The organism is Streptomyces sp. NPDC001750 (genome assembly GCF_042892615.1).
In the GTDB taxonomy this organism is placed as follows: domain Bacteria; phylum Actinomycetota; class Actinomycetes; order Streptomycetales; family Streptomycetaceae; genus Streptomyces.
Genome location: NZ_JBIAUE010000035.1, coordinates 23,151 through 48,220 on the forward strand (window position 1 = coordinate 23,151; position 25,070 = coordinate 48,220).

At 69.3% G+C, this 25,070-nt stretch carries 21 protein-coding genes and 9 pseudogenes; 10 read left to right on the plus strand and 20 right to left on the minus strand.

Going from position 1 to position 25,070, the window contains the following annotated elements:
• Positions 1-312: 312 nt before the first annotated feature.
• The 3 genes from ACFYY6_RS33620 to ACFYY6_RS33630 all read right to left on the minus strand — a co-directional run bounded on the left by ACFYY6_RS33620 (position 313) and on the right by ACFYY6_RS33630 (position 4,239).
• The gene (locus ACFYY6_RS33620; protein WP_389197146.1) at positions 313-1,521 is read right to left on the minus strand and encodes a sigma-70 family RNA polymerase sigma factor; all 1,209 of its coding nucleotides are present in this window, start codon (positions 1,519-1,521) and stop codon (positions 313-315) included.
• A 229-nt stretch (positions 1,522-1,750) separates the two neighbouring features.
• Entirely contained in the window at positions 1,751-3,139 is a 1,389-nt protein-coding gene (locus ACFYY6_RS33625; RefSeq protein ID WP_351523075.1) for a DJ-1/PfpI family protein, read from the minus strand.
• Positions 3,140-3,258: 119 nt separating this feature from the next.
• A complete protein-coding gene (locus ACFYY6_RS33630; protein WP_351523073.1) occupies positions 3,259-4,239 on the minus strand; it encodes a helix-turn-helix domain-containing protein in 981 nt (326 codons plus the stop codon).
• A 199-nt stretch (positions 4,240-4,438) separates the two neighbouring features.
• Between ACFYY6_RS33630 and ACFYY6_RS33635 the strand changes: the two are divergent.
• Positions 4,439-5,263 (plus strand): annotated as a pseudogene (locus ACFYY6_RS33635) (transposase); the annotation flags it as partial.
• 268 nt (positions 5,264-5,531) lie between these two features.
• Positions 5,532-5,732: pseudogene (locus ACFYY6_RS33640) on the plus strand (IS110 family transposase); the annotation flags it as partial.
• Between the two features lie 1,105 nt (positions 5,733-6,837).
• Here the strand turns inward: ACFYY6_RS33640 and ACFYY6_RS33645 are convergent.
• Entirely contained in the window at positions 6,838-7,914 is a 1,077-nt protein-coding gene (locus ACFYY6_RS33645) for an FAD-dependent monooxygenase (RefSeq protein WP_389197120.1), read from the minus strand.
• 63 nt (positions 7,915-7,977) lie between these two features.
• Between ACFYY6_RS33645 and ACFYY6_RS33650 the strand changes: the two genes are divergently transcribed.
• Both ACFYY6_RS33650 and ACFYY6_RS33655 read left to right on the plus strand, forming a co-directional pair.
• A complete protein-coding gene (locus tag ACFYY6_RS33650) occupies positions 7,978-8,574 on the plus strand; it encodes a TetR/AcrR family transcriptional regulator (protein ID WP_351523069.1) in 597 nt (198 codons plus the stop codon).
• Between the two features lie 731 nt (positions 8,575-9,305).
• Positions 9,306-9,923, plus strand: a pseudogene (locus ACFYY6_RS33655) (integrase); the annotation flags it as partial.
• Positions 9,924-9,957: 34 nt separating this feature from the next.
• Here the strand turns inward: ACFYY6_RS33655 and ACFYY6_RS33660 are convergent.
• From ACFYY6_RS33660 to ACFYY6_RS33695, 8 genes and pseudogenes are all read right to left on the minus strand, one after another.
• Positions 9,958-10,191, minus strand: a complete 234-nt coding sequence (locus ACFYY6_RS33660) for a hypothetical protein (RefSeq protein ID WP_351525633.1) — start codon at positions 10,189-10,191, stop codon at positions 9,958-9,960.
• A gap of 75 nt (positions 10,192-10,266) precedes the next feature.
• Positions 10,267-11,172 carry a phosphotransferase family protein gene (locus ACFYY6_RS33665; protein WP_388653308.1) on the minus strand — a complete coding sequence of 302 codons (906 nt, stop codon included), beginning with the start codon at positions 11,170-11,172 and terminating at the stop codon, positions 10,267-10,269.
• Positions 11,156-11,395 (minus strand): HAD hydrolase-like protein, encoded by a 240-nt coding sequence (locus ACFYY6_RS33670; RefSeq protein WP_388653331.1) that lies wholly within the window; start codon positions 11,393-11,395, stop codon positions 11,156-11,158. Before ACFYY6_RS33670 ends, ACFYY6_RS33665 begins: the two co-directional genes overlap by 17 nt.
• Before the next feature lie 315 nt (positions 11,396-11,710).
• Positions 11,711-11,845 carry a hypothetical protein gene (locus ACFYY6_RS33675; protein ID WP_351525631.1) on the minus strand — a complete coding sequence of 45 codons (135 nt, stop codon included), beginning with the start codon at positions 11,843-11,845 and terminating at the stop codon, positions 11,711-11,713.
• A 515-nt stretch (positions 11,846-12,360) separates the two neighbouring features.
• Positions 12,361-12,705, minus strand: a pseudogene (locus tag ACFYY6_RS33680) (ABC-2 family transporter protein); the annotation flags it as partial.
• Positions 12,620-12,802, minus strand: a pseudogene (locus ACFYY6_RS33685) (hypothetical protein); the annotation flags it as partial. The pseudogenes ACFYY6_RS33685 and ACFYY6_RS33680, both read right to left, overlap by 86 nt.
• Before the next feature lie 381 nt (positions 12,803-13,183).
• Complete coding sequence (locus tag ACFYY6_RS33690) at positions 13,184-13,408, minus strand: hypothetical protein (RefSeq protein ID WP_389197122.1); 225 nt, start codon at positions 13,406-13,408, stop codon at positions 13,184-13,186.
• A 223-nt stretch (positions 13,409-13,631) separates the two neighbouring features.
• Positions 13,632-14,003: pseudogene (locus ACFYY6_RS33695) on the minus strand (MFS transporter); the annotation flags it as partial.
• 261 nt (positions 14,004-14,264) lie between these two features.
• Here ACFYY6_RS33695 and ACFYY6_RS33700 point away from each other — a divergent pair.
• Both ACFYY6_RS33700 and ACFYY6_RS33705 read left to right on the plus strand, forming a co-directional pair.
• Positions 14,265-14,627: a MerR family transcriptional regulator gene (locus tag ACFYY6_RS33700; RefSeq protein WP_351525627.1), complete on the plus strand. Its 363-nt coding sequence runs from the start codon at positions 14,265-14,267 to the stop codon at positions 14,625-14,627.
• A 71-nt stretch (positions 14,628-14,698) separates the two neighbouring features.
• Positions 14,699-15,499: an alpha/beta fold hydrolase gene (locus tag ACFYY6_RS33705; protein WP_389197124.1), complete on the plus strand. Its 801-nt coding sequence runs from the start codon at positions 14,699-14,701 to the stop codon at positions 15,497-15,499.
• Here ACFYY6_RS33705 and ACFYY6_RS33710 read toward each other — a convergent pair.
• Positions 15,493-16,313, minus strand: a pseudogene (locus tag ACFYY6_RS33710) (IS5 family transposase). The gene ACFYY6_RS33705 and the pseudogene ACFYY6_RS33710 overlap by 7 nt on opposite strands.
• Positions 16,314-16,423: 110 nt before the next feature.
• Between ACFYY6_RS33710 and ACFYY6_RS33715 the strand changes: the two are divergent.
• Both ACFYY6_RS33715 and ACFYY6_RS33720 read left to right on the plus strand, forming a co-directional pair.
• Positions 16,424-16,652, plus strand: a pseudogene (locus ACFYY6_RS33715) (hypothetical protein); the annotation flags it as partial.
• Positions 16,653-16,815: 163 nt separating this feature from the next.
• A pseudogene (locus ACFYY6_RS33720) lies at positions 16,816-17,325 on the plus strand (IS6 family transposase); the annotation flags it as partial.
• Between the two features lie 50 nt (positions 17,326-17,375).
• Here the strand turns inward: ACFYY6_RS33720 and ACFYY6_RS33725 are convergent.
• The 6 genes from ACFYY6_RS33725 to ACFYY6_RS33750 all read right to left on the minus strand — a co-directional run bounded on the left by ACFYY6_RS33725 (position 17,376) and on the right by ACFYY6_RS33750 (position 22,720).
• Positions 17,376-17,531: a hypothetical protein gene (locus ACFYY6_RS33725; RefSeq protein WP_351524158.1), complete on the minus strand. Its 156-nt coding sequence runs from the start codon at positions 17,529-17,531 to the stop codon at positions 17,376-17,378.
• A 215-nt stretch (positions 17,532-17,746) separates the two neighbouring features.
• A complete protein-coding gene (locus tag ACFYY6_RS33730; RefSeq protein ID WP_389197126.1) occupies positions 17,747-18,091 on the minus strand; it encodes a hypothetical protein in 345 nt (114 codons plus the stop codon).
• A gap of 123 nt (positions 18,092-18,214) precedes the next feature.
• Positions 18,215-18,967, minus strand: a complete 753-nt coding sequence (locus tag ACFYY6_RS33735; protein WP_389197128.1) for an NAD(P)/FAD-dependent oxidoreductase — start codon at positions 18,965-18,967, stop codon at positions 18,215-18,217.
• A 264-nt stretch (positions 18,968-19,231) separates the two neighbouring features.
• Complete coding sequence (locus tag ACFYY6_RS33740; protein ID WP_386610304.1) at positions 19,232-20,251, minus strand: cation diffusion facilitator family transporter; 1,020 nt, start codon at positions 20,249-20,251, stop codon at positions 19,232-19,234.
• 543 nt (positions 20,252-20,794) lie between these two features.
• Positions 20,795-21,256: a GNAT family N-acetyltransferase gene (locus ACFYY6_RS33745; RefSeq protein ID WP_351524155.1), complete on the minus strand. Its 462-nt coding sequence runs from the start codon at positions 21,254-21,256 to the stop codon at positions 20,795-20,797.
• 246 nt (positions 21,257-21,502) lie between these two features.
• Positions 21,503-22,720 (minus strand): MFS transporter, encoded by a 1,218-nt coding sequence (locus ACFYY6_RS33750; protein ID WP_388653319.1) that lies wholly within the window; start codon positions 22,718-22,720, stop codon positions 21,503-21,505.
• 64 nt (positions 22,721-22,784) lie between these two features.
• On the opposite strand from ACFYY6_RS33750, the gene ACFYY6_RS33755 reads away from it, so the two are divergent.
• Positions 22,785-23,171, plus strand: coding sequence for a MerR family transcriptional regulator (locus tag ACFYY6_RS33755; RefSeq protein ID WP_351524153.1), 387 nt, complete (start codon positions 22,785-22,787; stop codon positions 23,169-23,171).
• 160 nt (positions 23,172-23,331) lie between these two features.
• On the opposite strand, the gene ACFYY6_RS33760 is transcribed toward ACFYY6_RS33755, so the two are convergent.
• Positions 23,332-23,820: a helix-turn-helix domain-containing protein gene (locus ACFYY6_RS33760; RefSeq protein ID WP_351524152.1), complete on the minus strand. Its 489-nt coding sequence runs from the start codon at positions 23,818-23,820 to the stop codon at positions 23,332-23,334.
• 284 nt (positions 23,821-24,104) lie between these two features.
• Between ACFYY6_RS33760 and ACFYY6_RS33765 the strand changes: the two genes are divergently transcribed.
• A complete protein-coding gene (locus tag ACFYY6_RS33765; RefSeq protein ID WP_351524151.1) occupies positions 24,105-25,058 on the plus strand; it encodes an alpha/beta fold hydrolase in 954 nt (317 codons plus the stop codon).
• Positions 25,059-25,070 lie beyond the last annotated feature (12 nt).

The window sequence follows — 25,070 nt, forward strand, 5'->3', positions numbered from 1 at the left end:
GTTCCGCCCCTGCGCCAACTGTCACGACCTTGCTGTCGTGCTCCATGACGTGGGTGACCGCGTTTCTAGGCGCTGCCGGTCCGCAGGCTTCCTGGGCAATTGGGCTCGGTCGCCATCGCGAGGTAGCCAAGAGCCGAGGGCTCGTACCTTGGTTGCCTGTCGAGCAGTGAAGGGCCTGCTTTTCATCTCCACGCCCAGGCGTTCTTGAGGACGTGGCGGCGTGCCCCGGCGATGCCACGTCCAGATCCTCTGGGGCGGCGTTGGAGGTGATTGCGCACAGGTCTGGCGGCGGGGGCGGGCTGGTGTCCGCGGTCAGGGTACGGATGTGGTCGGTGAAGTCGGAGTCGGTAAGGGGAGGGTCGAAGTCATCGACGTAGCCGACGGCCGCCGGTACGTAGTCGAGGACCGCGTCGACAGCAGCGGGCAGGGATGTGGTTTCGGATTTGAGTGCGCCGAGTATGCGTAGGGCGGTGGGTAGCAGGTTCGTGCTGGTGGACGTGACTTCGGTGAGTGCGGCGGTGACGGCTGCGGGAACGTCGTCCGCAGGCTTGACGGGTGCACCCCCGGCGGAGTCGGTGGCAGGGAGAGGCTCCTGGACGAGTTCGGTCTGCTGGTGCCACCAACGTGCTTCGCTCCGCTCTCCGAGGGCCAGGTGGTGAAGATGGAGGCAGTACGAGGAGGCAGGGTCGCCTGCGCCGACGGCGTACTGCCACCAGAAGCGGGCGTTTTCCTCCGATTCGGCCAGCTGCAGAATGCCGCCGAGCACCTGTGCCCCGGGCGGTTCGGGAAGACGTGGGGTGATGAAGTCGTCCAGGGGGTGCAGGCCAGTACGGGTGACCATCGTTTCGCACAGGGTCTGAAGGTTTTGCGCCGCGTCGTGTTCCGGGGTCTCCGGGAGCATTGCTGGTCCAGAGGGCGCGGGGGCCGGGGGCCGACCAGGAGGCGGTGTTTCCAGCCGGGCAAGGAGTGGGGCTTCGGCGGCGTCGATGTCTTCCTGGGTCCTTCCACGGTGGTGCGGTCCAGGCCGAGAATCTCGTTCAGACGGCGCAGGGAGCGACGGATGGTGGAGCGGACGGTGGCACTGGTCATCCCGAGGACGGGTGCGGCAGCGGTCGCGGGCAGGCCGTGGGGGTAGGTCATCACCATCACGTCATGCTGGCGTTCGGTGAGCTGACGTAAGGCCCGCAGGAGGGCGAGTGTTTCGGTGACCTGTCCCATCGGATCGATCGCATCGCGCAGGGCAACGGTGTCGAACGCGGCGTCGTCGATCGGCGGAGGGCGGCGGTCACGGGCCCGGGCGTGATCGATGACGTTGTTGCGCAGGATGGTCCAGGCGGAGGCGGCCGGGTTCTCCTTGGGCAGGACCTGGTCCCACTTGCGGCAAAGCTGCTCGAATGCGCTGTCCGTCGCCTCTTCGGCGTCGTGCCGGTCATGCAGCAGGGTCTCCGCGTAGCGCACGTACTCCGCCCGGTTCATCTGGTGGAAAGCGCTGAAGGCGACGTCCGGGGGCTGCTGGGGCATCGACGGTGTGCCGGGCGTATCGGAGGTATGGTCCTTGGTCACCGGCCGCCCCTCTCGACGTCGTGACGGCGGCTCATCTCCGATACGCCGGCGCGTACCCCGACGGCTGCGAGACGGCGCAGGAGGATGGCGGCGTCACGGACCGTCCTGAGTCGTGATCAACGGTGTCGGGTTCGAGCCGGTAAGGGGCTGTGGGCTGGGAGAGCACCCCGTGAGGTGCGACGCGCTGTCATGCTGCCCGCAGGTGCCGCACAGCCCGGCGGATCGCCGTCGGAAGGAACCCCGCACCGACGCTGACCACGGCCGCCGCGACGGCCAGCAGGGTCGACCGCCAGGGCCAGGCCGCCCCGGTGAGCGTCAGGTGGGAGGAGGGGTACTCCGAGAACTTCGCCGTGACCCGGGCCGTGGAGCGGTCGCTGTGGCGGGCGAGGTCACGCAGGACAGGATCGAAGCCGAACTCACCGTCATGCCGTCCCCCGCCGGGCAGTTCGACGGCCAGCTTGTTGCGGTGGGCCCAGGTGCGCAGCGACGTGTCGACAGCCGACACGTCCGCGACGCCCGGCACCACGAAGCGGTCTACTCCGTGGGAGCTGGAACCTGTCGGCTGGGCGATCAGGACGAGGCCGTGACGAGTGGTGACTGTGCCACGGCTGCCGAGGACCACCGTACGTGCGCTGAAGGACACCCCGCCGTACGCTTCGAAGGCGGCTGCGGCGTCAATCTCATCGACGCCGTCGACCAGGCCGATCCCCACCGTGGAGCGCAGCCAGGGGAACGCGGCGTTCAGCGCGTACGGCAGGTCGCCGGGGGTGAGGTGGTTTGCCGGGATCGTGGTTGGCCCGTCCGGAGTCCAGCCCGGATACGACAGGCCCTTCCCGATTCGGGTGGCTTCGTCCTTGCCTGCGAGTTCCTCCACGACCCGCAGGGCTCCGACCGTGCCGGAGGTGACGCCGGCGGTGGTGGTGACCCGGTCGTCCTCCACATATCGCTGGCCGCGCTTCCAGTGCACCTGGGGGTATTGGCGCTTCAGGGAGCTGATGTTGGACCAGAACGAGGTCGCGTTCCGACCGTCCAGCAGGCCGGAGGCCGCCAGCAGCTCCGAGCCCGCGCATACTCCCAGAACACGGGCACCCTTGCGGTGCCGCTCCACGATCCAGTCACGCAGCCGCGCCTCCTTGGCGTCGGCCGGGTCGGTCACCGCGGGCACGACCACCACATCGGGCTCGGGGACCACTCCCCTGTCCACCTCGGCCAACGTGTGGTCGGGCAGGAGTTGGGCCCCGCCGGACAGCGGGGAGACGCGGCGTTCGGCTGCCACGGTGTAGACGAACAACTTCTCCGACTCGGCGAACACCTGGTACGGCGCCATCACGTCGGTAGCCACGGACCCCTCGTTGCTGACCACCACTGCCACCGTGATCCGGCCGCTCGGAACGGCCCGCGGGGTCGGCCACGCACCCGCGTCCGACGCGGCAGGCGCGGGCGCGAAACTGTCCGCCATCGACGTGCTCACCCCCGCGAAGGCGATCCCGGCGAACGACGCCACCGACAGCACCGCGCCCATGAGCACCCAGCCCGCACGGCGGACCGCCCGGCGCCTCCTGTTCAACCTTGACACGACATACCTCCATAAAACGGTTGATCGATGGCGGTGCGGCACACGCAACCGCCCCCATAGGGACAACAAGAAAGGAATTGGCCGAGGGAAGGCGTCAGGAGCCGTTCCCGGCGGGCGTTTCAGCTGGCGGGGCGCAACTGCGTGCGGAGCCGGGACGGCGGAATGCCGAAGCTCTCGGTGACCAGACGGCGCAGCTGCCGTGCGTCACGGAAGCCGCACCGGGCAGCGACCGTCTCCACCGTCAGGTCGGTGTCCGTCAGCAGGGCACGGGCCCGTTCCAGGCGCAGCCGGCGCTGGTAGGCCAGCGGAGTGATCCCGGTGGCTGTGGTGAAGGCCCGCGTCAGACCACGCGGCGACAGATGGGCAACGGCTGCGAGCTCGTCGAGGGAGTGCGGGGCATCCAGGTTCTGAGCCAGGTGGTCCTGCACCCGGTGCACGGCGGGCTGCACATGGTCGCGGTAGCGCAGGAAAGGGCTGATCTGGGCGGCATCGCCGTCCCGCCGTAGATAGAGCACCAGTTCACGGGCGACGGCGGCGGCCAGTTCCGGGCCGTGGTCGCGTTCGACGAGGGACAGCGCAAGGTCGATCCCGGAGGAGATGCCCGCGCTGGTACTGATGCGCCCGTCGTGGACATACAGGGCCGCCTCGCGGACCCGGGCTGCCGGATACCGCTCGCGCATCGCTCCGGTCAGCGACCAGTGCGTCGTGCACGACCGGCCATCCAGCAGCCCCGCCTCTCCCAGGGCCGCGGCGCCGCTGCACACCGACGCCACCCGCGCCCCCGCGTCATAGGCATCCCGCAGCCATCGCACTGCGGCGCTCGACACCAGCCGGTCGGATCCAGTCAGCCGTGGCCCCGGGACCAGCACCAGGTCACCTGGTCCCGCCTGCGTCGCCGCAAGCGCCTGGAGCCCGGCGAGCTCCAGCCCCTGCGCCGAGCGCACCCCACCGGTCTCGGCGACGTACTCCAGCCGGTAGCAGCCGCCCAAGTGGGCTGCCGCATAGAAGACCTGTACCGGGCCGCCGAGATCCAACAGGTTCACCTCGGGCAGCACCAGCACGACCACCCGTCCCGCACACCCGCTCGTCACGTCACTCACACGGACACAGTAGGCAAGCTCCACCGGCACGCACGAGGGCAATCAGCGCCGGAGACCGGACGGATCAGGCACTGCGAGGTACGCACCCTTGATCAATTCTCGGTGACGCAGGAGCCGACCGAGTGGGGTGCCTACCGAGTCCTGATCAATCTGTGGGATTCGCTCTCGGGGCGGGGCCCGGGTCGGTAGACCTTCTTGCGTGACGCGAGCGCGACTGACTGACGAGGAATCGGAGTTCGTCGGGCCGCACCTGCCGATCGGCGAGTACGGCCCGTATCCCGAGCGGTTACGGCAACGGTTCGAGGGTGTGATCTGGCGGTTCAAGACCGGCGGACTGTGGCGGGAGCTGCCGCAGGAGTTCGGCGCCTGGTCGACCGTCCACAACCGCTTCCGGCAGTGGCGTGACGCGGGCGTCTTCGAGGCCCTGCTGGAGGGCCTGATCGCGGAAGCGGCGAAGCGGGGTGAGGTTGACCTGTCCCTGGTCAGCATCGACTCCACCGCCACGCGCGCTCACCACGACGCGGCTGGGATGCACCTGGGCGAGGACGTCCTCATTGCCCTTGAGAAGGGCTGCCGCCGAGGCGGAGAAGGCCAAGCCAAAAGGGGCAGCCTCGAAGAAGAAGACGGACAGGACACCGATACCGATCCCGAGCGGGAGCGGCGGCGTATCCGCCATCGGCGAAAAATCCGGCTGAAGGCCGCCCTTCTCGGACGCTCCAGGGGCGGGCAGGCCAGCAAGGTCCATCTCGCCGCCGACCGGAAGTGCCACCTGCTGGCGTTCGTCCTGACCGCGGGCCAGGCCGCGGACAGCCCGCAGTTCATCCCCGTGCTGGGCAAGATACGGGTCCGCGGGCGCGTCGGCCGCCCCCGCACCCAGTCGGCCACGGTCGCCGGGGACAAGGCCTACTCATCCCGCGGCAACCGCACCCACCTGCGGAATCGCCACATCAAGGCAGTCATCCCCGAAAAGAAGGACCAAGCTGCCAACCGAAAGAAGAACGATTCCAGGGGCGGCCGGCCTATCGTGTCAGGCTCCTTCAGCCGCAGTGCCGTCATTTCTCATGAACACCCACCGCGATGCCGAGCATCGACTGCTGCTGAAACAGATCAACAAACACTGTCGCTTGAAGTGAACAAAGCCAACCCTGCCCTCCGGCAGGCGCTGCCTCCTTGGATGCGGTAGTTACGGCTGGCCCTCCCAGATGGCAGGCGCCGGCCGGTGGGGTAGGTCGCAGGGCGAGCAGGGCGATGTCGTCGGTGCTGTCTGCCCGATCCCTCTCAGCAGTTCGTCGCAGAAGACGATGTTCCTGTCCGCGTTCGCCGCCCTGCACGACCCCGCCTCCCGCAGCTACTACGACCGCTGCCGGGGCCGGGGGCAAGACCCACACACAGGCCCTCCTCCGCCTGGCCCGCCACCGCATAGCGTCCTGTTCGCCACGCTCCGTGACGGAACCTTTTACGAATCACGCCTCCCCGAAGCGGTCACCGCATGACCAGCTCGGGCTTGACGAAAGACATAGGTGCGCCGTGAAGCGCGAGTTGTTCGAGTGGCGGTGAAAGGACGCCACCGCCGTCCTGTCGCAGCAGGGCGGTTGAAGCTGAGGGCAGCCCGACCCGGAAGGTGCCGGAAAGGGTGGCAAGCGGCCCTGGCAAAGCCGGGACGTATCAACCAGGCGTGCCATGCGTTTCGCGGAGTCGTGGAGCCGGACCTCGCTGATGGCGCGCATGCGCAGCCGCCGGTGCCCGGTGGTGCAGATGGAGGGTTTCTTGACGTCGTGGTGAGGCTGAACGCGTCGCGGGCCCGGCCCTTCTTCTTGAACCGGGGGCAGCCGACGCGGCGGCCCGCGCGGTGGCCGCGCAGTGAGTCCAGCCAGTTCGCCCAGGCGCGGTCGGCGTCGATGAACGCCGACTGGAAAGCGTAGGTGTTGACCTCGTGCCACCACGGGCACGGCCTCGCCGGTCCGAGGGCTCCTCGGGCAGGTCAGGTGTGCGGGAGTCGCCCTTGATCCGGTTCAGATGTTTCCGAACCGCCGGCTTCGTCGGGACCGGCACCCGGACCTGCTTGCGGGCCTCCGCCTCGGAGGCCCGGCGCCGACGGCGATCCGCACCGAGGGCATCGCCGGGCCTCTGCGGCTGCACTCGACGGTGAAAGCCGAGGTCGGCGAGGGCTATCGCGGTCTGGCCAACGAGTTCGCCCACCAGGTCACAGCACCCCCGAGAAAGCCGAAGGACCTCGACAACGCGCCGCTGACCGAGCGGCGTGGATGGCGCGAGATGCGACGTCGGCAGTCCTCCCGCCGGCACCTGCGTCGAACATGCCAATGCCGAACACAGGCAGTGGCAGCCGCTCCAGCGGTACACCGGACGCCGCGAAGACTACGGCAACACGCGCCGGGCCATCGCTGGCCTGGTCTCCGACCGTGCCGCCAGGCGTGCCACCCGGCGTAGGCCGAGCACTGAACTCGTGCCCGTCAGCACGACGGCCTGCTGCATCGGCCATCAGCGAACGCCGGGGCCAGCACGCTCCAACATCCATCGTGGGGCAGCCCGTTAGGGGGCTGGCCCGGAGGCGGTGGTGCAGGATGCGGCTGGCGGGAGTCAGGCCGGTGGCCTGCCGATGGTCAGGAACAGCCGCATGGCCGCGTTCCGTACCGGCGCGATCCGACGCGGGGTGTGCACCGCGCGGTTCATCAGCCGGGCGGCGCGCGCGAGCCGCTGGGTGGAGCGGCGACGGGCCGCATCGTAGGCGGCGAGGGCGTCTTCGACGCGCGCGCATACGGTGAGCTCACGGGCGACGGTGACGCCGTCGACGAGCGCCTCGCACGCCCCCCTGCCGAGGTCGGGGGTCATCGCGTGGGCGGCATCGCCGATGAGGGCAATGCGGCCGCTGACGTAGCTCGGCAGGGGCGTGGCGAGGTCGTAGAGGTCGTTGCGCTGCACGCCCGTGCCGCCGGCCTGCGCCAGGTGGTCCAGCACCCGGCGCACGCCGGGGTGCCAGTCGCCGAACCACGCCTGCAGGGCTGCCAGATCGCCGCCGGGCACGGGCACGCGCTCGGCTGCCGGGGCACACGCGAACCAGTTCGTGCGGCCGCCCGCGCGCGGGATGACGCCGAAGCGGGCGCGCCGCCCCCAGGTCTCGGTCATCCCGTCGGTGTCGAGGTCGGCGGTGCCGTGCCAGGCGGTGACGCCGGAGTAGCGGGGGCGGTGCGCGTCGCCGAAGAGCACCGTGCGGGCCCGGCTGCGCAGGCCGTCGGCGGCGATGACCACGTCGTAGCCGGTGAGCTCGCGGACGTCGGTCACTGCGGAGCCGTAGCGCACGACCCCGTCGGCGAGCGCGGCAGCCAGCGTCTGCAGCAGCGCTGGCCGGGCGGTCACGTGGACGGCGTCGCCGGTGCGGCGGCGCAGAGCGGCCATGTCGACGTTCCCGATGAGGCCGCCGTCGGCGCGTACGAAGGTGCCGTAACGCGCCGGCCGGGCGAGCCGGCGGGCTGTATCCCCGAGGCCGAGAGTGTCAAGCGCCTGCAGCGCGCCGGGCCACAGACCGAGCGAGGTGCCGGTGCCGGGCGGCGCGGGGGCGCGTTCGTGTACCTCAACGTTCCAGCCGTCGGCCTGCAGATGCACGGCGGCGGCAAGGCCCCCGATGCCGCCGCCCACGATGATCGCTTTTCTGGGCATGCCACCACGCTACTATGTTTGTAGTAGGAGTACTATATTTATAGTAGAGGACACGACAGGCCGATGGAGAAGCGGGCGCGGATGCCGGGCAGGCGCGATCAGGTGCTGGACGCAGCCGTGAAGGTGCTGGGCACCGGCGGCCTCCGCGGCCTGACGTACCAGGCCGTCGACAAGGCGGCCGTGGTGCCGGCCGGCACCACGTCCAACCACTTCCGCAGCCGCGACCTCCTCGTGACGGGCGTCGTGGCCCACCTCGAGGCGCTCGATGCCCGCGACTGGAAGCGCTTCGCGGCCACCCCCGTGGACGGCGACCCCGAGGGGCTGGCCCGCGCCCTGGCCCGGACGGTCCAGCACGTGCTCGGCCCCGCCCGGCACCGCACCACCGCCCGCTACGCGCTGACGCTCGAGGGCATCGTCCGCCCTGCGGTGCGCGAGCCGCTGAGCCGCGCGCGCGAATCGATGATCGAACTGACCTCGAAGTGGCTGGCGGACCTCGGGTCGCCCGCACCGCGGGAACACTGCAGGATCCTTTTCGACTACCTCGATGGCCTGATGTTCAATCAGATCGTTATGCCAGATGCAGAGTTCGACCCCGAACCAGGCATCCGCACGGTGCTCAGCGCGTTCCTGCCCCCGGCCGCACCGGATCGACCGAGCTGACGAAGCGTCGGCCGCGACGGCCCCATCCCCAAGGGGCGCGTCCGCGGCACCGGCACCCTCGGCTGAAATCGCGCCATGGACCAATTCACGCTCGCCTAACATGGGCCGCGCAGGGGTGGGCTTGTTGTTACCGAACCCCAGCGCCAGAAGGCCCCGGTCAAACCGGTAGTGGAGTTCGTCTACCACGAGGCCGGCGCCTACCTCGGCGTTGCTAGTGCCGCATCAGGCAACGTTCGCCCCGTCGCGACGCCCGGCACGCCCTCTCACCGCACCGGCCGAAATCCCAAGTACATCCAGTACGAGGGCTTCCGGCCGGCACACCGAGAGCACGTACCGGACGCGCTCCTTGACGGGCAAACGTTGCCTGCCGCGGCACTAGTGCCGTGACCGGCACTAGCGACGGTCTCCCCGAATTCGCCATGGGCCTGCCCGTACACCTGCGCGGCAAGCCGGACGCGGTCATCTGCCCGGTGGCCAGCCGCATTCCGGCACTGCGTAATCGCCTCGCCCCGCTCGTCCTCTTCGCCAGCTCCGGGCGGGAACACAACCACATCGCCGTCGCGCCCGACCAGGGCTGGCTTTGCACGTGTCGGCCTGTCCAACGTTGCGCTTGCCGATAACCTCATCCGCCCTGGTCGGAGCTGGTGTGCGGGGTGTACGGGATGTCGAGCGCGGTCGGTCGATTCTGCGCCGTCGCGCGGCTATCGATCAACGCGGCATGATGACCAACCGTGCTGCTGCGACTGGCCTACTTGGGCATGGCGAACGCGTTCACCATGCTGCGCCTGCTACCGATGAGCGATCGGGACAAGGACGTGGAGATCCTCGCCCTGCCCCACCAACTGTCGGTGCTGGAGCTCCAACTCGGTAAGGAGAAGGTGCGGTTCAGCCCGAGCGACCGGGCGTTCCTGGCGGCGCTGCTGCACCGGCTGCCGCGGGATGTGCTGCGCAGGCTGCGGCTGCTGGTCCGGCCGGACACGGTGCTACGTTGGCACCGCGACCTGGTCGCCCGCCGCCACGCCGCCGAGTCCGAGCCGAAGCGCTCGGGGCGGCCCCGTACCGTGCGCTCCATCCGTGCCCTGGTGCTGGGCGTGACGGTGGCCCCCTCCACGGTCTGGGAGATCCTGAGGGAGGCCGGGATCGATCCGTCACCCCAACGGAACTCAAGTACGTGGGCGGACTTCCTGCGCTCGCAGGCCGACGCCCTGCTGACGTGCGATTTCTTCGAGACGGTCACCTTGTCCGGGGCACGGATGTACGTGCTCGCAGTGATCGAGCACGGCAGTCGGCGGATCCGGGTTCTGGGCGCCACGGCACGCCCGGCCACCGCCTGGGTGGCGCAGGCCGCGGGTACTTGTGGATCGTGATCATCAGGTCGTAGCGCTACGCAGGGATCGTGGCCAGTTCGGCCGAGCCCGGTGAAAGGTCCTGGAGGCGCACGGACCGGACGTTCCAGCCGCCGCCCGCATCGACGTCCCACTGGGTGCCGAGCAGATGGACGTCGGCTCCCGCCCGGCGGGCTCCGACGGCGACGGCCCACAGCCAGCGCTCGATGCCGCCGTAGCCGAGAGGGGGGAATCCGTATCGGCTCGGGAAGTCGCAGATCGCGGCACGCACAGAAGTCTCCGTTTCGTAGATCCGGTGTCAACGCTCCGACCACGGCCGAGAACAGAAGGGCGGGCGATGGCCGTGTCAGGCGGGCGGGAGCAGGTACTCGTGCAGGGACCGCCGCACCTTGTCCAGGGACTCCTCCAGTTCCTCGGGGTCGTCGTGGCGCAAGGACCAGGTGACGCCCCGCAGTTCACGTCGGACTCCGGCCAGCCTGGTCTCCTCGTGCAGGACCTCGTAGTCACAGGAGTTCCGGGCCGCGTAGGCACTCACCATCTCCTCGGCGAAGTCGCGGCCCAGGTACCAGACGCCGCACAGATCGACCGCCCGCGGGCCGACCCTCGCCTCGTCCCAGTCCAGGACGCCCGACAGCCTCCCGGAGGTGTGCAGGAGGTTGCCGGGCCAGACATCGCCGTGGATCGGCACGACCTCGGCACCGGCGAGCCACCGCCGGTAGGCCGTGGCCCACCGCTCGAACACCTGCCGCTCGCGCCCGGCCAGCCGGTCCGCGGTGGCTGCGGCCGTCCCGGCGTCGAGGGCGTCGATCGCCCGTCCGGCCCCGTCCGCCCCGAGGACGCCCAGCAGCGGTTCGTCGCCGCAGCTGTGCAGCGCCGAGACGAAAGCGGCCAGGTCGCCGGTGAACGCTTCACGGTCCGCGCGAGCGACGTCGTCGTCCACGACAGCGCCCGGCAGCCTCCTGAGAAGCAGTGCGCCGAAGGGCAGCCGCGGCCCGGTCGGAAGCATCCCGAGCACCTCGGGGACGGCCAGCGGCAGGGGCGGCAGTCGCCGCAGGACCTCGGCAGTGTGCGTGCTTCTGGCCTCGGCCTCGGGAGTGCGTGGCACCCTGACGAGGACGTCGGTGCCGACCCGGAGCACGACGTTCGAGAAGCCCCAGCCGACGATTTCGACGGGATCCCCGCTCCACGGGAACGGCAGGTCCCGCAGGCTCGATGCGACGGCTTCGAGCGTTGCTTCAGTTTCGAGGAGCATGAGCAGTCCTTCGCTGTTCAACGGTGTCGGCGTAGGCCGACAGGTCCGGGAAGCTTCCGAGGTACCGGGGCCCGCCCGACACGGGCGCCACGCCCTGGCCGCTTCGGACATGGACGCCCCAGCAGCCCGCCGTCTGTGCGGCCCGCAGGTCCGAGACGTGATCGCCAACCACCACGGTCCGCTCGGCGTCGACGCCGAACCAGGCCACGGCTGAGTGGACCATCCCCGGCGCGGGCTTGCGGCACCAGCAGTACGCCTCCGGGCGGTGCGGGCAGTGCAGGACCGGCGGCCGCGCCACGCCGGCCCCTCGCCAGGTCCTCGGTCATGCGCCGGTGGATCGCCGCCGGCCCAGACGGCGGGAGCAGACCGCGACCGACGGCGGCCTGGTTCGTGACCACCGCGATCCGGCCGCCGCTCGACTCGCTCAGCCTTCGGCACGCGTCGAGCGCTCCGGGCAGCCACCGCCACTGCTCGGTCGTGAGGACGTGGTCGGGCCGGTTGGCGTTCAGCACGCCATCGCGGTTCAGGACGGTGGGCATCACGAGCGAGGCGCCGTGTCCAGGACCGCGGCGAACGCGTCGGCGACGCCGTCCATGTGGTCGTGGGTGCCCAGCAGGGCGGCGTGCTCGAGCATGAGGGCACGGCGGTAGATCGAGTTCGCGGTCGGAAGCATCGTACGCGGCCAGCCCTTTGAGGATCTCCGGTCCCGCACGGCGAATCCGCGCCCGGCTCGACGGCCGGTACAGCGGGTTGATGTCGAGCGGGCGGTGGCAGCGGCCCACGGGCGTCCCCAGCCATCTCGTCAGCTCCGCGCCCACGGCGTGCAGGTCGATGTCGGCCGCGAGCCCCTCGTCGAGCGTCACGACATAGGAGTAGTAGGTGCGCAACGTCGTGCCGGCCGCCGTTTCCTGCGGCTTGAGGCCGAGCCGCTTCAACCGGTCGTCGAGCCGGGCGGCGTTGTGCAGCCGGGTCGCGTTCTGCTCGTCGAGCCTGGTCAGTGGTCGAGGAGCACCGCGGGCTGGAACTCCGACAGGCACCGGTTGCTGCCCGTGATCTCCGCGCTCTCGACCGGTTCCATCGCTCCGGCCTCCGTGGGAGCGTCGGCGTATGAGCGGCCGTCCGCACGCGGCCGAGCTTCCAGAGGCGGCGCGAGGCCGCGTAGAGGGCCAGCCCCATCAACGGGGAGACGGTCACCAGCCACCCGGGGATACCGGGGGCGGGACGGCGGTCGCGCGGCGCGGTGGCCGGAAGGCAGGCGACGAAGGCCAGGGGCAGAAGGTACGTGAAGAGGTGGCGGGCGGTCCTCGGCAGGATGTTCAGCGGGTAGATCCCGAAGGTCCCGATCAGCTCCTGCAGCCAGCCTGTCCAAGGGGATGCCGCCGGGTAGTGCAGGGCGGCGGACGACACCGCGGTGACGACCGCCGCTTCGGTGAGCGCGCCTCCGACGACGGCGGCCGCCAGGTAGCCCGCGGTGGCCTGGCACCCACTGGGTGGAGCCGACCTCGGTCTTGAGGAGTACGTCGGCCTTCTCACCCTGGAAGATCAGGTCCGAGCTCTCCTTTTCCACCCACACCGGGGGCGAGCCCTCGCCTCCGGTGTTCGGGTCGATCCCGACGAACCGTAACGTCATCGCGTGCTCCCGTATCGAGTCGGTTGCGCTTAGTTGCGCGATGACCGTCCCGCGCACCGGCGCCCTCGGTCAAGGCTGCGGCTCGGCTGGCTCCCAGAGCGGGCGGGCAAGCCCGATCCCGTCACAGTGAAGGCAACGGCCTCCCCCGGGTGATCGGATCGTTGAGGTTTGTGGTCCGAGCCGCCCACAGGGATCACCTCTCACCACGCCTGGAGCCGCCGAGTTCTGGAGCAGACCGAGGGCCCTGGAGCCGGCTGGGGTCACGAACGGCTGATCGGATGCAGGGCCATCGAGCCCTTCCATTGGGGAGACGCGTGCCCCCGCACGGCTGCGACCAGCAGCACGCCCCCGACTGAGAGGACGAACACGACGCCATGACCGTCACCTGCGGGATCGACTGGGCCAGCGACCACCACGACGCCCCAGAGCGTGGCGGCGCCGTAGACGGGCCAGGGGCACCGAGGTGAGCAGGGCGGCGGCGAGGACGGCGGTGGCGAATGCGAGGAGCCCGCAGGCGGCGAGGGTCAGGGTGCGCAGGTGCCGGTCGATCAGCGCCCCGGTGGCGAGGATGCTGACCAGCGAGGACAGGCCGAGGACCAGCAGCACGGTGTCGGTCCGCCCTTCGAGGTCCAGCGGTTCGAGCAGTGCAGCGACGTAGGTGTAGAGCAGTTGTGGGCGGGGACGAAGGCAGCGGTGACGCCCAGGACGGCTGCCACGCCGGGGCTCCGTAGCACCTCCCGGAGCGGCGGGCGGTCGTGCTCGTCACGGCCGTGAGCGGCCGGGACGCTGACGACGATCCATCCCACCAGGGCCAGCGCGATCACGCTCATCAGCCCGAAGGCGACCCGCCACCCGGCAGCACCCGCGAGCAGGGTGCCGGCCGGCACCCCGCCGAGAGGGCGACGGTCGAGCCGCTCATCGCCACCGCCATCGCCCGTCCGCGCTGCTCCGGTGCCACGATGCTGCGGGCGTACCCGGCCAAGAGCGCCCAGAGCAGCCCGGCGACCAGGCCCGCCGCGAAGCGCTCGGCCATGGTGAGCGGGTAGTTGCCGGAGACGGCGGTCACCGCGTTGGCCGCCGCGAAGCCGCCCACAGCCAGGAGCAGCAGCCGCTTGCGCGGCCAGCCGGCCGTGGCGGCGGTCAGCGGGATGGCGGCCGTGATGGAGCCCACCGCGTACAGCGTGACGGACTGTCCGGCGCCTGACTGACTGACTGACGCAGAGGTCCGTGCTCATCGCAGGCAGGACACCGGCCGGCAGGGCCTCCGTCATCAGGGTGACGAACCCGGCGGTGCTCAGGGCCAGCAACGCCGGCCAGGGCAGTCGGGGCGAGCTCGCGGGCGGCGCCATCGGACAGGTGGGGGGAACGGAGTTCGTTCGTCGACATGGGCCGATCGTCTATCGTTGACACGGATGTCAAGGTCCAGTCCGGGGCGGCCCGGCCAGGACGTGAGGACGGTCACATGCGAATCGGCGAACTGGCTCGGCTGACGGAGAGCACTCCGCGCCTGCTGCGCTACTACGAGAAGCAGGGCCTGATCACCCCCCGTCGCGAGGCGAACGGCTACCGGGACTACGACGACTACCTGGTAGACCGGGTGCTGCAGATCCGGGGGCTGCTGGACGCGGGGCTGCCGACCCGGATCATCAAGCAGATCCTGCCCTGTCTGGACACCCCTCGGACGATCCACTTCGCGGACGCCACCCCGGAGATGCTCGACACCCTGGAATCCGAGACGGAGCGGATGACCCGCCGGATCCAGTGCCTGACCCGCAACCGGGACGCCATCATCGAGTACCTCTCGGTGGTCAGAGAGCTCGCCTGACCCCCGGTCGGGACCGGCTCGGAACTGCCCGCTTGACCTTGACACGAGTGTCAAGGTTGGAGGCTGTGGCCATGACCGATTCCGCCATCCGGCACACCGCATTCGGTGACGGCACGCCGCTCGTCCTGATCCACGGCTACACCGTCGACCACCACGTCCTGCTCCCGCTCGAACCCGCCCTCACCGACCGCCCCGGCTGGCGGCGCCTCTACCTCGACCTCCCCGGCCACGGCGCCAGCCCCCGGCTGCCGGGCCCGACCTCGGCGACCGCCCTGGCCGAAGCCGTCTTCGAATGGATCGACGCCGAGCTGGGCGACCGCCCGTTCGCGTTGGTCGGGCAGTCCTTCGGCGGCCAGCTGGCCCGGGCGGTGACGGCGCGGTACGGGGAGCAGGTGCTCGGCTCGGCGCTGCTGGTGCCGGTGGTGTGCTGGGGCGCTGACCGGACCTTGCCCGAGAAGACGGTACTGGAGCGCGACGAGGAGCTGCTCGACCGCCTCCCGGCCGCCGACCGCGAGCTCTTCGGCTACGTCATGGCCCGCCTGGACAAGCCCAGGTGGGAGCTCTTCGAGCGATACGTGCTGCCCGGCTGGCGGGCCCACGACGAGGCGGCCGCCGCCGAGCTGGAGACCGACTTCCTACTGCCGCACTGGCCGGAGCACCAGGCCCCCGCGCACCGCGGGCGCCATCTGCTGGTCACCACCCGGCAGGACGCCCTGGTGGGCTGGCGCGACCAGCTGGCCCTGCTCGACCACTACCCCCGGATGGCGGCGACGGTGCTCGATGCCGCCGGGCACAACCCACAGGTGGAGTGCGCCGAGACCGTACGGGGCCTGGTCGGGCACTGGCTCGACGGGATCGCGCGCCCTTACTGATCGTTTCGGCATGCCGTCCGGAGTCGCCGGAGGCAGATGATGCTGCAGGCGAGTTCGAGCAGGCCCTGGTGGAGGTCGGCGCGTCGTTCGTAGCGGGTGCGGAGTCGCTTGAGCTGGTGCAGCCGGGCGACCGCGCGCTCGACGACCCACCGGACCTTTCCCAGCCCGGAACCATGGGCGACGCCGCGTCGGGCGATCAACGGTTTGATGCCGCGCTTCCACAGCAGGCGACGGTACATGTCGAAGCCGTAGCCGCGGTCGGCGTACAGGCGCCGGGGCCTGCGGCGGGGGCGTCCCCGCAGGCCCCGGACCGGCGGGACGGCATCCAGCAGCGGCAGGAGCTGGGTGACGTCGTGTCGGTTGCCGCGGGTGAGCGTGACGGCGAGCGGGGTTCCGTGGCGGTCGACGATCAGGTGGTGCTTGGAGCCGGGGCGGGCACGGTCGACAGGCGAGGGGCCGACATGGTCCCCCCTTTCAGGGCCCGGACATGCGAGCCGTCCACGGCGCAGTCGTCCAGGTCCAGCGAGTCCGTGCGGCGCAGTTCGCTCAGCAAGGCGGAGTGCAGGCGTGGCCAGACGCCCGCTTCGGTCCAGTCCCGCAGTCGGCGTCAGGCCGTGACGCCGGAGCAGCCCACGGTCTCGGCGGGGACGTCGCGCCAGGCAATGCCGGTCCGCAGCACGTACAGGATGCCGGCGAGAGCCGTTCTGTCCGGAACGCGAAGTCGCCCGGGGCGGCGGTGACGTCGTTCGGGAGCGGGTGGCAGCAGCGGAGCTGCCCGATCCCACAGGTCGTCCGGCACAAGATCAGCACGCACCTGAACACCTTGCCGACCAAGATCGCCAAGCACAGGACCCGCGACCCAATTCATTCTGAAACGGGCACTGTCACGTTGACTGACCGGGTGGGATGATCTCGGAGTTGATCATGCCGGGGAGAGGTTCGCTCGTGTCGTCAGCGCCGCCGTACAGGGGACACCGGTGCCCGGTCGAGGTGATCTCCCACTGCGTGTGGCTGTACTTCCGCTTCCCGCTGTCGTTCCGTGAGGTGGAGGAGCTGATGCTCCAGCGCGGTGTGATCGTCTCCCATGAGACGGTCCGCCGCCGGTGTATGAAGTTCGGACAGGCCTATGCGAACGGACTGCGCCGCCGCTAGTGCTGTGACCGGGAAGGTTCACCGGCTCGCGATGCCCGGCACGGCACCTCGCGGTGTTGTCGCATCACCCGCGTACGTCCAGTACGCGGACGATGCTCCGCCTTGCGATGCACCGCACCGGACGCCGCGAGCCACCCGGCAAACCTTCCCGGTCACAGCACTAGCCGCGGCCGGGGGATAAATGGCATCTGGACGAGGCGTTCGTGAAGATCAGCGGGGAGCGGAAGTACCTGTGGCGGGCCGTCGACGCCGACGGCACCGTGCTCGACATCCTGGTCCAGGGCCGAAGGGACACCACTGCAGCCAGGCGGTTCTTCCGCCGCCTGATGAAGAAGACGTGTGCGGTGCCGCGGGTGATCGTCACGGACAAGCTCCGTTCCTACCACGCGGCCCACCGTGAGGTCATGCCCTCGGTCGAGCACCGTTCCCACAAGGGCCTGAACAACCGAGCCGAGAACTCCCACCAGCCCACCCGGCAGCGCGAACGCGCCATGAAAGGCTTCCGCAGCGTCGGCGGAGCCCAGGAGTTCCTGGCCGCGTTCAGCGGCATCTCACCCCACTTCCGCCCCCGCCGCCACCTGATGACCGCACTCGACCACCGAGCCGAGATGACCGTCCGCTTCGCGATCTGGGACCAGGTCACCGGCGCCGCCGGCCGGCCCGCCGCGGCCTGAGCACGAAAGCCGGAACCCGGCCCCATCGCACCCGGCACACCGTCAGGCACTCACACACTCGACAACGTGACAGCGCCGTGCGGCAGCACTCCCTCGAAAACGAGCCGGTACATCACCTGGCGCAGCGTGACGCCGCCCTTGTAGCTCTCCACGATCTGCCGGGCCCGGTCCACGACGGCCGGCCACCGGTTCCGTTCACGCGCCATGCCGGTACATGTACATGTACCCCCTCCGGTGCGCGTGTCCTGCCGCTGCCCGGGTCGTTGTGCCGGGGGACGCGTGCGTGATCCGCCCCACGGCAAGCGCGCTCGAGGGCCCTGCCCGGCCAGGGCCCTCACCCATCCCACGGCTCTGCGGGGCTTTCGCTCACGTCGCGCTCCACTGATGGGGCCGGCCACCGCGCCACTGCACCCAGCGCGATTCATCCAGCGCTCTCTCCGGGTCGATCACTCCGGCCGCTCCAGGAAGTGTCGCGGTCGACGCCGTGCGCGATGATCGCGCCGCCATCCTGGGTGGGGATGGTCTGGCCAGAGACCAGGAACGTCCCTGCTGCGAGGTGACGCTCCAGGTAGGCAACGTGACCGGCGATGTGCGGGCCGGCGTCCTTCGAGAATCTTCGATCAGGCTTCGACGCGTCGAGCCAGACGCTCGGCATCACGATGGACGTATCCCAACAGGGCTGATCCGCGATCGCGCTGCCAAGAGCGGCCGAGAACGTACAGCCCAGGTATTGCGGTCGCTCCGTCTTCTTGAGCGAGAACACCATGAGCGTCCAAAGCGCCTGGGATTTCTATCCATCTGTCATCGTGCTTGTACCCTGTGGCCCAGATGACCGCTTCAACGTCTACGTGTTCGCCGTCGGCAAAGAGCAGCCTGTTCCCCTTTGCGCTCACAGTGCGTGGCAGAATTTCACTCCGGCATCCTGCAGCATTCGTCGCGGGGCGCCGATGATCGGCTCGTTCGCCCTCATGCGTCGCCCCGTCCGAGAGTCGCCCGGCGCATGGATGAGCCGCGTCGAGGTCAGCCACCAGAACAGATCCCGGCCGAGCAGCCGTTGAGGAAGCGTCGGAAGCTGGGCGCCCTCGGACAGCGCAACACGCTTCCCGGCTTGAGCCAGTTCATGGGCGATCTGAAAGCCGGAATTTCCTCCACCGACGACTGCTACATTTTCGGGCAGCATATTCGGGTTGCGGTACTTCTCCGCGTGCAGCTGCGTGATGTCCGCATCCAGAGAATCCGCCAGGGAGGGAGTGAATGCCTTGCCGAACGCGCCTGTGGCTATGACGACTTGACGCGACCCGATCTGCTCACCGGTGGCGAGATCCAGGAGAAACTTCCCATCCACCCGAGACAGACGGGTGGCCCGAGAGCCGGTCTGGACAGGCAGGGCGAAATGATGTGCGTAGTCCTTCAGATAGTCGGCGACCTCGTCCTTGCCCGCGTAAGACCACGTGTCGCCGGGAAGCTCCAGCCCCGGCAGCGAGCTGTACCGGCGCGGCGTGAACAGGGTCAGCGAGTCCCATCTCTGGGACCAGGACGCTCCTACGCGGTCAGAAGAGTCCAGCAGCCGGAAGCTCACCCCCAGCCTGTCGAGGTAGTACCCCAGCGCGAGCCCGGCCTGTCCAGCGCCGACCACGGCCACGTCCAATGATTCTTTGCTCGTCCTCATGGGGGAGTGTCGGGACATTGCAAACCTCCATTGGTTAGGGATTTCTTGGATTGAGGAAGGGGGGCGGGCTGCGGACTGCCTCGTCTCGCCGTTCTTCTCGGGCTCGTCGCCGAGTCGGGGCACCGTGCTGGAGTCGGCCGTCGGCACCGTTCGCGCGACCGCCATCACCCGGGCCGGAAGCCCCGCTGACGGGGCTTCCGGAGCATTGGGCGCATCGGGCGCGTGGGGTTGAGCCGGTCAGTGTTCGTGGGGTCCGGGGTGGTGGACGGGGCCGTGGGGTTCTTCGCAGTGGCCGGCTCCGGCGCCGATGAGTTCGGTGTGCTGGGCGTGGTCGACCTGGAGCGTGCTGTGGGTGATGCCGTATTCGGAGGCGAGGAGCTGTTGGAGGTCCCGGCGTGTGGTGTGGCAGTCGGCGTCGTCGTCGACCAGGACGTGGGCGGACAGCGCGTTCTGGCCGGAGGTGATCTGCCAGACGTGCAGGTCGTGGATCTCGACCACCGGCGGCTGGCCGACGAGCCGGTCGCCCAGGGCGTCGGGATCGATATGGGCGGGGGCCGCTTCCAGGAAGACGCGGCCGGATTCCCGGATGAGGCCGTAGCCGGCCTTGGACATCAGCACGACGACGACCAGGGTCGCGATGGCGTCCGCCTGGACGAAGCCGGTGAGTACGACGATCAGGCCGGAGACGGCGGTGCCGATGAAGGCGAAGAGGTCGTTGAGGATGTGCTGGTAGGCGCCTTCGACGTTGAGCGAGCTGCGGTTCGCCTTGGAGAGGCACACGGCCGCGACGATGTTGACGGCGATGCCCACCAGCGCGGTCACGAGGACCAGGCCGCCCTCGACCTGCGGCGGGTCGATCAGGCGCTGGACGGCCTCGTAGGCGAGCCAGGCCCCGAGGAGGAGCAGGGACACCCCGTTGAGCTGGGCGGAGAGGATCTCGGCACGCTTGAGACCGTAGGTGAAGGCGCCCTTGGCCGGCTTGGCGGCGAGCCGCATGGCGATCAGGGCGAACACGATCGACGCCGCGTCGGTCAGCATGTGGGCCGCGTCGGAGATGAGCGCCAGGGACTTGGCGGCGATGCCGACGACGACCTCGACGGCCATGAATCCGCCGATGATCGCCAGCGCCATCGTCAGCCAGCGACGGTCGGCATCGGCCGACACCCCGTGGGAGTGCCCCCCGTGCCCGTGGTCATGCCCGTGGTGATGTCCGTGCGTCTGGTCGTGCCCGTGACCGCGGTCGCGTTTCATGCTCATCGCCGGTCCTCCCCGGTGGTAGCGGTGGTGACTGACCAGAGTGAAGCGCATAGGGCATATACATGGCAAAGACCGCATTGGTGACCGTTGTCATCACCATCGAGATACGTTCTGACCTGCGGAAATGCTCTCGGCGAGGGGTTGTGCGGTCCGGTCCTCCGGCACCGGGGAGGAGACCGAGCCGGATGCCGTCGCCGTGTCATCCGGAGTGCGATGCGCGCCGCGAGGCCGCCGATCGCCGGCGCCGGACTCAAGCAGGCCTTCCGCGAGCCGAATGTCTCGCTGTCACGGCTCCGGCGGGACCGCATCCTCCGCGAAACCCGCAAAGCCGACGCCGCTCTCCGCCTCGTGCGGCAGTGAACCGCCGCCATGCGCTGCATCTTTGACGCCCACCCCGAGGAGACCTCCCGCCTCCCACGTGGAATCGCCGGATAAGCGATCGGGCCGCACTGCGGCCAACCATGCCCGAGGCAACCCGGAGATCATTTACGCGACAGCGCTTACGATCTGGGAAGCAGGGCCTGTGATGGGCTGGCTGGTCGCTCAAGGCTGCGCTGGGTCGAACGGCAGAATGCGATGGAAGACGACCCTGGCTTGGCCGGGGCCGTTGTAGTCATCGACGGTCTTCGCATCGAAGCCGAGGCGGCGATGGAATGCAATCGAGCTGGTGTTACCGGGTGACGTGATCGCCTTCAATCGGAGTGCGCCGTGGAGATGCGCGGCGTCAGCGAACGCCGCATACAAACGGCGCCCGAGACCGGTGCCGCGGGCGTCGTCCCGCGTAGCGATCAGATGTACGTACCCGGTGCCGGTCGGGGTGACGAACCCGATGACGTACCCGTGGATTCCGTCCTCGGCTCGGGCGACCAGACAGGTTTCGCCGAACTCTTGCACCAGCACCGGAAGGTGCAACGACCGAAGGTCGCGTTCTCCCCAGTATCGGTGATGATCAGCAAGAACCTGGTGGATGTCGGCCATCTCGGCCGATGTGATCTGTGTGCGCATGACAGGGATCATGGCAGGCGCCTTGCCCGTTTGAGCAGCGAAAGTGCTGGCCAGCCCGTGACATGGCAAGGGCCGCAGAGATCGCGTGAGTTAGTTGTGACGCTTACCTGGGCCCGTGCGGCCTGCTCCCATCCTGCCCTGTCCGGGGTCTCTCGCGCACATTTCGGCGAGTTGCTCGAAGAACTCGCCCCGCAGTGGGAAGCGGCCCGGGAGTCGGCACTGCGCGACGGTCTTCGGCGTGTGTGATCAGGCGCTCGCACCCGGGCGTCCTGAGGGGAAGCCGTGCCTGCGGGCGGTGATCACCATGACCAGCGCCGGAGCAAGGAGGACCAGCACGGACCACGGGAATGATGCGGGGCCCAGGTTGTCGAGGAGGAGGCCGCCGACGATTCCGCCGGCGGCAATGGCGGTGTTCCACAGGGTGACGAGGATGGCTTGGGCAGTGTCGGCGGAGGTACCCGCAGCATCGGCCGCGGCTGTCTGCAGGAGGGTGGCAGCACCGCCGAATCCCAGTCCCCACAGTGTCCCTGCGGCGTAGACCGCGACGGCGCTGTCGGCGAGCACCGCCAGGACGGTGGCCGCCAGGGCGAACAGGATGGTGCCGGCGATGGTGAGGAAGCGTAGGCGACGGTCGATGTGGGCGCCCACCACCCAGATGCTCACCACCGATGCCAGGCCGAAGATGAACAGCACGAGGTCGACGGCGTCGGCCATGTGGAGTCGGTCAAGGAACGTGGCGATGTACGTGTACAGGATGTTGTGGGCCAGGACGAAGGCCATAGTGACGATCAGAACCGGTGCCACCCCGGGCAGGCGGAGGGTTTGTGCGATAGGGGCTCGGCCTCCTCTGGGCTGCCCGGGATAGTCCGGAACCGCCAGAGCGATCCATGCGAGCAGGACGATGGCGAGCACGGTCATGGACCAGAACGCGATGCGCCAGCCGAACGCCTGACCGAGGAGGGTTCCTGCGGGCACCCCCAGCGAGAGGGCGAGTGTTGCGCCCGCCATCGCGATTGCCGTCGCCTTTCCCTGGAGCGGGCCGGATGCCATGCGCCGCGCGTAGCCGGTCAACATCGCCCAGACCAGACCGGCGGCCACTCCGGCGACGAACCGAGCAGCCATCGTCAGCGCGTAGTGTCCTGAGACGGCTGTGACCGTATTGGCGAGCGCAAAACCAGCCACGGCTGTCAGCAGCAGCCGCCTGCGCCGCCATCCGGAGGTGGCTGCGGACAGCGGGATCGCCGTGACGGCGGAACCAATCGCGTAGATGGTCACTGACTGCCCCATCGCAGATTCGCCGACCCGCAGACTCCTGCCCATCGAGGGCAGCACCCCCGCCGGCAGTGCCTCGGTCATGATGGTGATGAAGGCGGCGGTGGCCAGCGCGGCCAGGGCCCCCAGAGGGAGCCGCTGATCTCTGGTTCCGTCCGCGGCGCCGGTCGGCCGCACGGTTTCGGTTCGCATGGCAGCTATGCTCGAACCATCACATTGATGTGAAGGTCAAGCGAGCAAATGTGAGGTCGGGCACATGCGTATCGGGGAACTGTCAGAACGCACCAGCACCCCCCGACGGCTCCTGCGCTACTACGAGGAGCAGGGCCTGATCGCCGCAGCCCGCTCCCCGAACGGCTACCGCGACTACGACGACTACCTCGTGGACAGGGTCCTGCAGATAAGGGGACTTCTCGACGCCGGCCTGCCGACCCGGATCATCAAGCAGATCCTTCCATGCCTGGACAAGCCCCGGATTATCTACTTCTCGGACGCGACACCCGAGATGATCGGCACGCTGGAGCGTGAACGCGACCGGATGACCGAACGCATCGAGTGCCTGACCCGCAACAGAGACGCCATCGGCGAGTACCTCAACGCAGTACGCGGCAACAAGTCGGCAACGCCACCTTTGTGTGGCTGAGCGTCTCGGTCGGCACATCTGAGCGTCGTACGTGGCCGCGGGTCAGCGACCGGTTTACATGCGTAGTGATGTTTGGGGGATCCGATGTGGTCGCGCACGCGCGGGATGGAGGACCCGGTCGCAATCGAGTGCAATCGGCCGTTCACCCGGTGGTCGCGGTCTACTCCCCCGGCGCCATCAACTGCGGGTCGCCCAGGCGGGTCTCGGTGTGGCGCAGCGGGGCGCCGTCAGGGCGCACATAGGTGACGCGGGCCAGCGGTTCGCCAGTGCGGGAGTCGATCAGGGGGCGGTAGGGGGTTCCGGGTTCGATGGCGTGGCGCTCGCCCCACTGGCGCAGGGCGACGATCAGGTCGAAGAGCTCGAGACCTTTGTCGGTGAGCGCGTAGGCGCGATAGCTCGTGCCGTCGGAGGCGGGCTCGGTGCGCAACACGCCGACCCTCACCAGGCCGGAGAGCCGGTCGCTGAGGATGTTCTTGGCGATGCCCAGGCTGCGCTGGAACTGACTGAACCGTCGGATGCCGGTGAACGCGTCGCGCAGGATCAACAAGGTCCAGCGGTCGCCGACCAGGTCGGCCGTACACATCACCGGGCAGGTCGGCGACACGGCCTCGCCCGTGACGTTCGCGCCCTCGCCGTTTGGATCGACCACCGGTCCCTCCGCTTGCGTTCCGGCTGATAGCTGGTTTCCACACAAGACTACCCCGGTTGCAAAAGAAGACCACTCTGGTTGTGAATCAAAACCACCTGTGTCTATGCTCCAAACGAACACGGCGGACGGCGACCCGCCGCGGTGTGGGGTCTGGCCGTCCCGGGACACTCCCTGCCCGGAACGACCGGCCACGCCACGGCCACGACGTCGTTCGCCCCGTCGCCCCGTCCTTCCTCCCGCCGGCCCGAGCGCCGGCGGCCACTCTCCGAGGAGTTCTCTTTCCGATGATCGCGGCGCACGAGACCTTCGACGGCACCTTCCCTTACGTCCCGCACTTCAGCTCCGCCCCCGGCTTCCGCATGCACTACGTCGACGAAGGCACTGGCCCGGTGCTGCTGTGTTTGCATGGCGAGCCCACCTGGGGCTACCTCTTCCGCAAACTGGTCGCCGGCCTCTCCGACACCCACCGGGTCGTGGTCCCGGACCACATGGGCTTTGGCAAGAGCGAGACGCCCGGCGACCGGACGTACTGGCTCCAGGACCATGTCGACAACCTGGAGGCGTTCGTCATGGACCTGGGACTGCGCGACATCACCCTGGTCATGCACGACTTCGGCGGCCCGGTCGGGATGGGCCTGCTGGCCCGACGCCCCGACCTGGTCACCCGGATCATCGCCCTCAACGCCCCCACGCCGTTCGGTCAATCCGACCTGGCCCGGATCCTGGCCACGAACGCCTCCCAGTCGCCCTGGTTCCGCTGGATCGCCCGCGCCGAGGCCGACGGCACCCTGGACCATGTGCTCGGCTCGCTCGGCTACAACGCGTTGAGCACCCTCAAACTCAACGGCTTCCAGGACAACGCGGTGATCACCCCTGCCTGGATCCGTGCCTACGAGGCCGCCTTCCCGACCCGGGAAGAGACCCTCGGCGCACTGGGCTGGGCCAAGGGCTTCCCACTCGGCAAGCACCGCTTCGAGATGCCATCACGCGAGTCCCGGGCAGCGGCGACACAGCTCCCCGCTCTGACTGTCTGGGGAACACAGGACCGAACACTGCGCGCCGAGCACTTCCTGCCGCTCTTCCGCGCCGCCTTCCCTCACGGTCTGGTCAGCGAGCTTCCGGCCGCCGGCCATTACAGCCCCGAGGACGCCCCCGACGCCACGATCGCGCTGGTACGGCTGTTCCTGGATGCAACGGCCGAAGTCTCCGGGCTCCCGGCGGCCGTTGGCGCTGCTTGACGCTCAACCACA

Coding starts and splice junctions, on each gene's coding strand:
- ACFYY6_RS33620 (WP_389197146.1), bottom strand. CDS start 1,521: ATGCCCCAGCAGCCCCCGGACGTCGCCTTCAGCGCTTTCCACCAGATG.
- ACFYY6_RS33645 (WP_389197120.1), bottom strand. CDS start 7,914: ATGCCCAGAAAAGCGATCATCGTGGGCGGCGGCATCGGGGGCCTTGCC.
- ACFYY6_RS33650 (WP_351523069.1), top strand. CDS start 7,978: ATGGAGAAGCGGGCGCGGATGCCGGGCAGGCGCGATCAGGTGCTGGAC.
- ACFYY6_RS33665 (WP_388653308.1), bottom strand. CDS start 11,172: ATGCTCCTCGAAACTGAAGCAACGCTCGAAGCCGTCGCATCGAGCCTG.
- ACFYY6_RS33670 (WP_388653331.1), bottom strand. CDS start 11,395: ATGGTCCACTCAGCCGTGGCCTGGTTCGGCGTCGACGCCGAGCGGACC.
- ACFYY6_RS33675 (WP_351525631.1), bottom strand. CDS start 11,845: ATGCTTCCGACCGCGAACTCGATCTACCGCCGTGCCCTCATGCTCGAG.
- ACFYY6_RS33700 (WP_351525627.1), top strand. CDS start 14,265: ATGCGAATCGGCGAACTGGCTCGGCTGACGGAGAGCACTCCGCGCCTG.
- ACFYY6_RS33705 (WP_389197124.1), top strand. CDS start 14,699: ATGACCGATTCCGCCATCCGGCACACCGCATTCGGTGACGGCACGCCG.
- ACFYY6_RS33725 (WP_351524158.1), bottom strand. CDS start 17,531: ATGGCGCGTGAACGGAACCGGTGGCCGGCCGTCGTGGACCGGGCCCGG.
- ACFYY6_RS33730 (WP_389197126.1), bottom strand. CDS start 18,091: ATGGTGTTCTCGCTCAAGAAGACGGAGCGACCGCAATACCTGGGCTGT.
- ACFYY6_RS33740 (WP_386610304.1), bottom strand. CDS start 20,251: ATGAGCATGAAACGCGACCGCGGTCACGGGCACGACCAGACGCACGGA.
- ACFYY6_RS33745 (WP_351524155.1), bottom strand. CDS start 21,256: ATGCGCACACAGATCACATCGGCCGAGATGGCCGACATCCACCAGGTT.
- ACFYY6_RS33750 (WP_388653319.1), bottom strand. CDS start 22,720: ATGCGAACCGAAACCGTGCGGCCGACCGGCGCCGCGGACGGAACCAGA.
- ACFYY6_RS33755 (WP_351524153.1), top strand. CDS start 22,785: ATGCGTATCGGGGAACTGTCAGAACGCACCAGCACCCCCCGACGGCTC.
- ACFYY6_RS33765 (WP_351524151.1), top strand. CDS start 24,105: ATGATCGCGGCGCACGAGACCTTCGACGGCACCTTCCCTTACGTCCCG.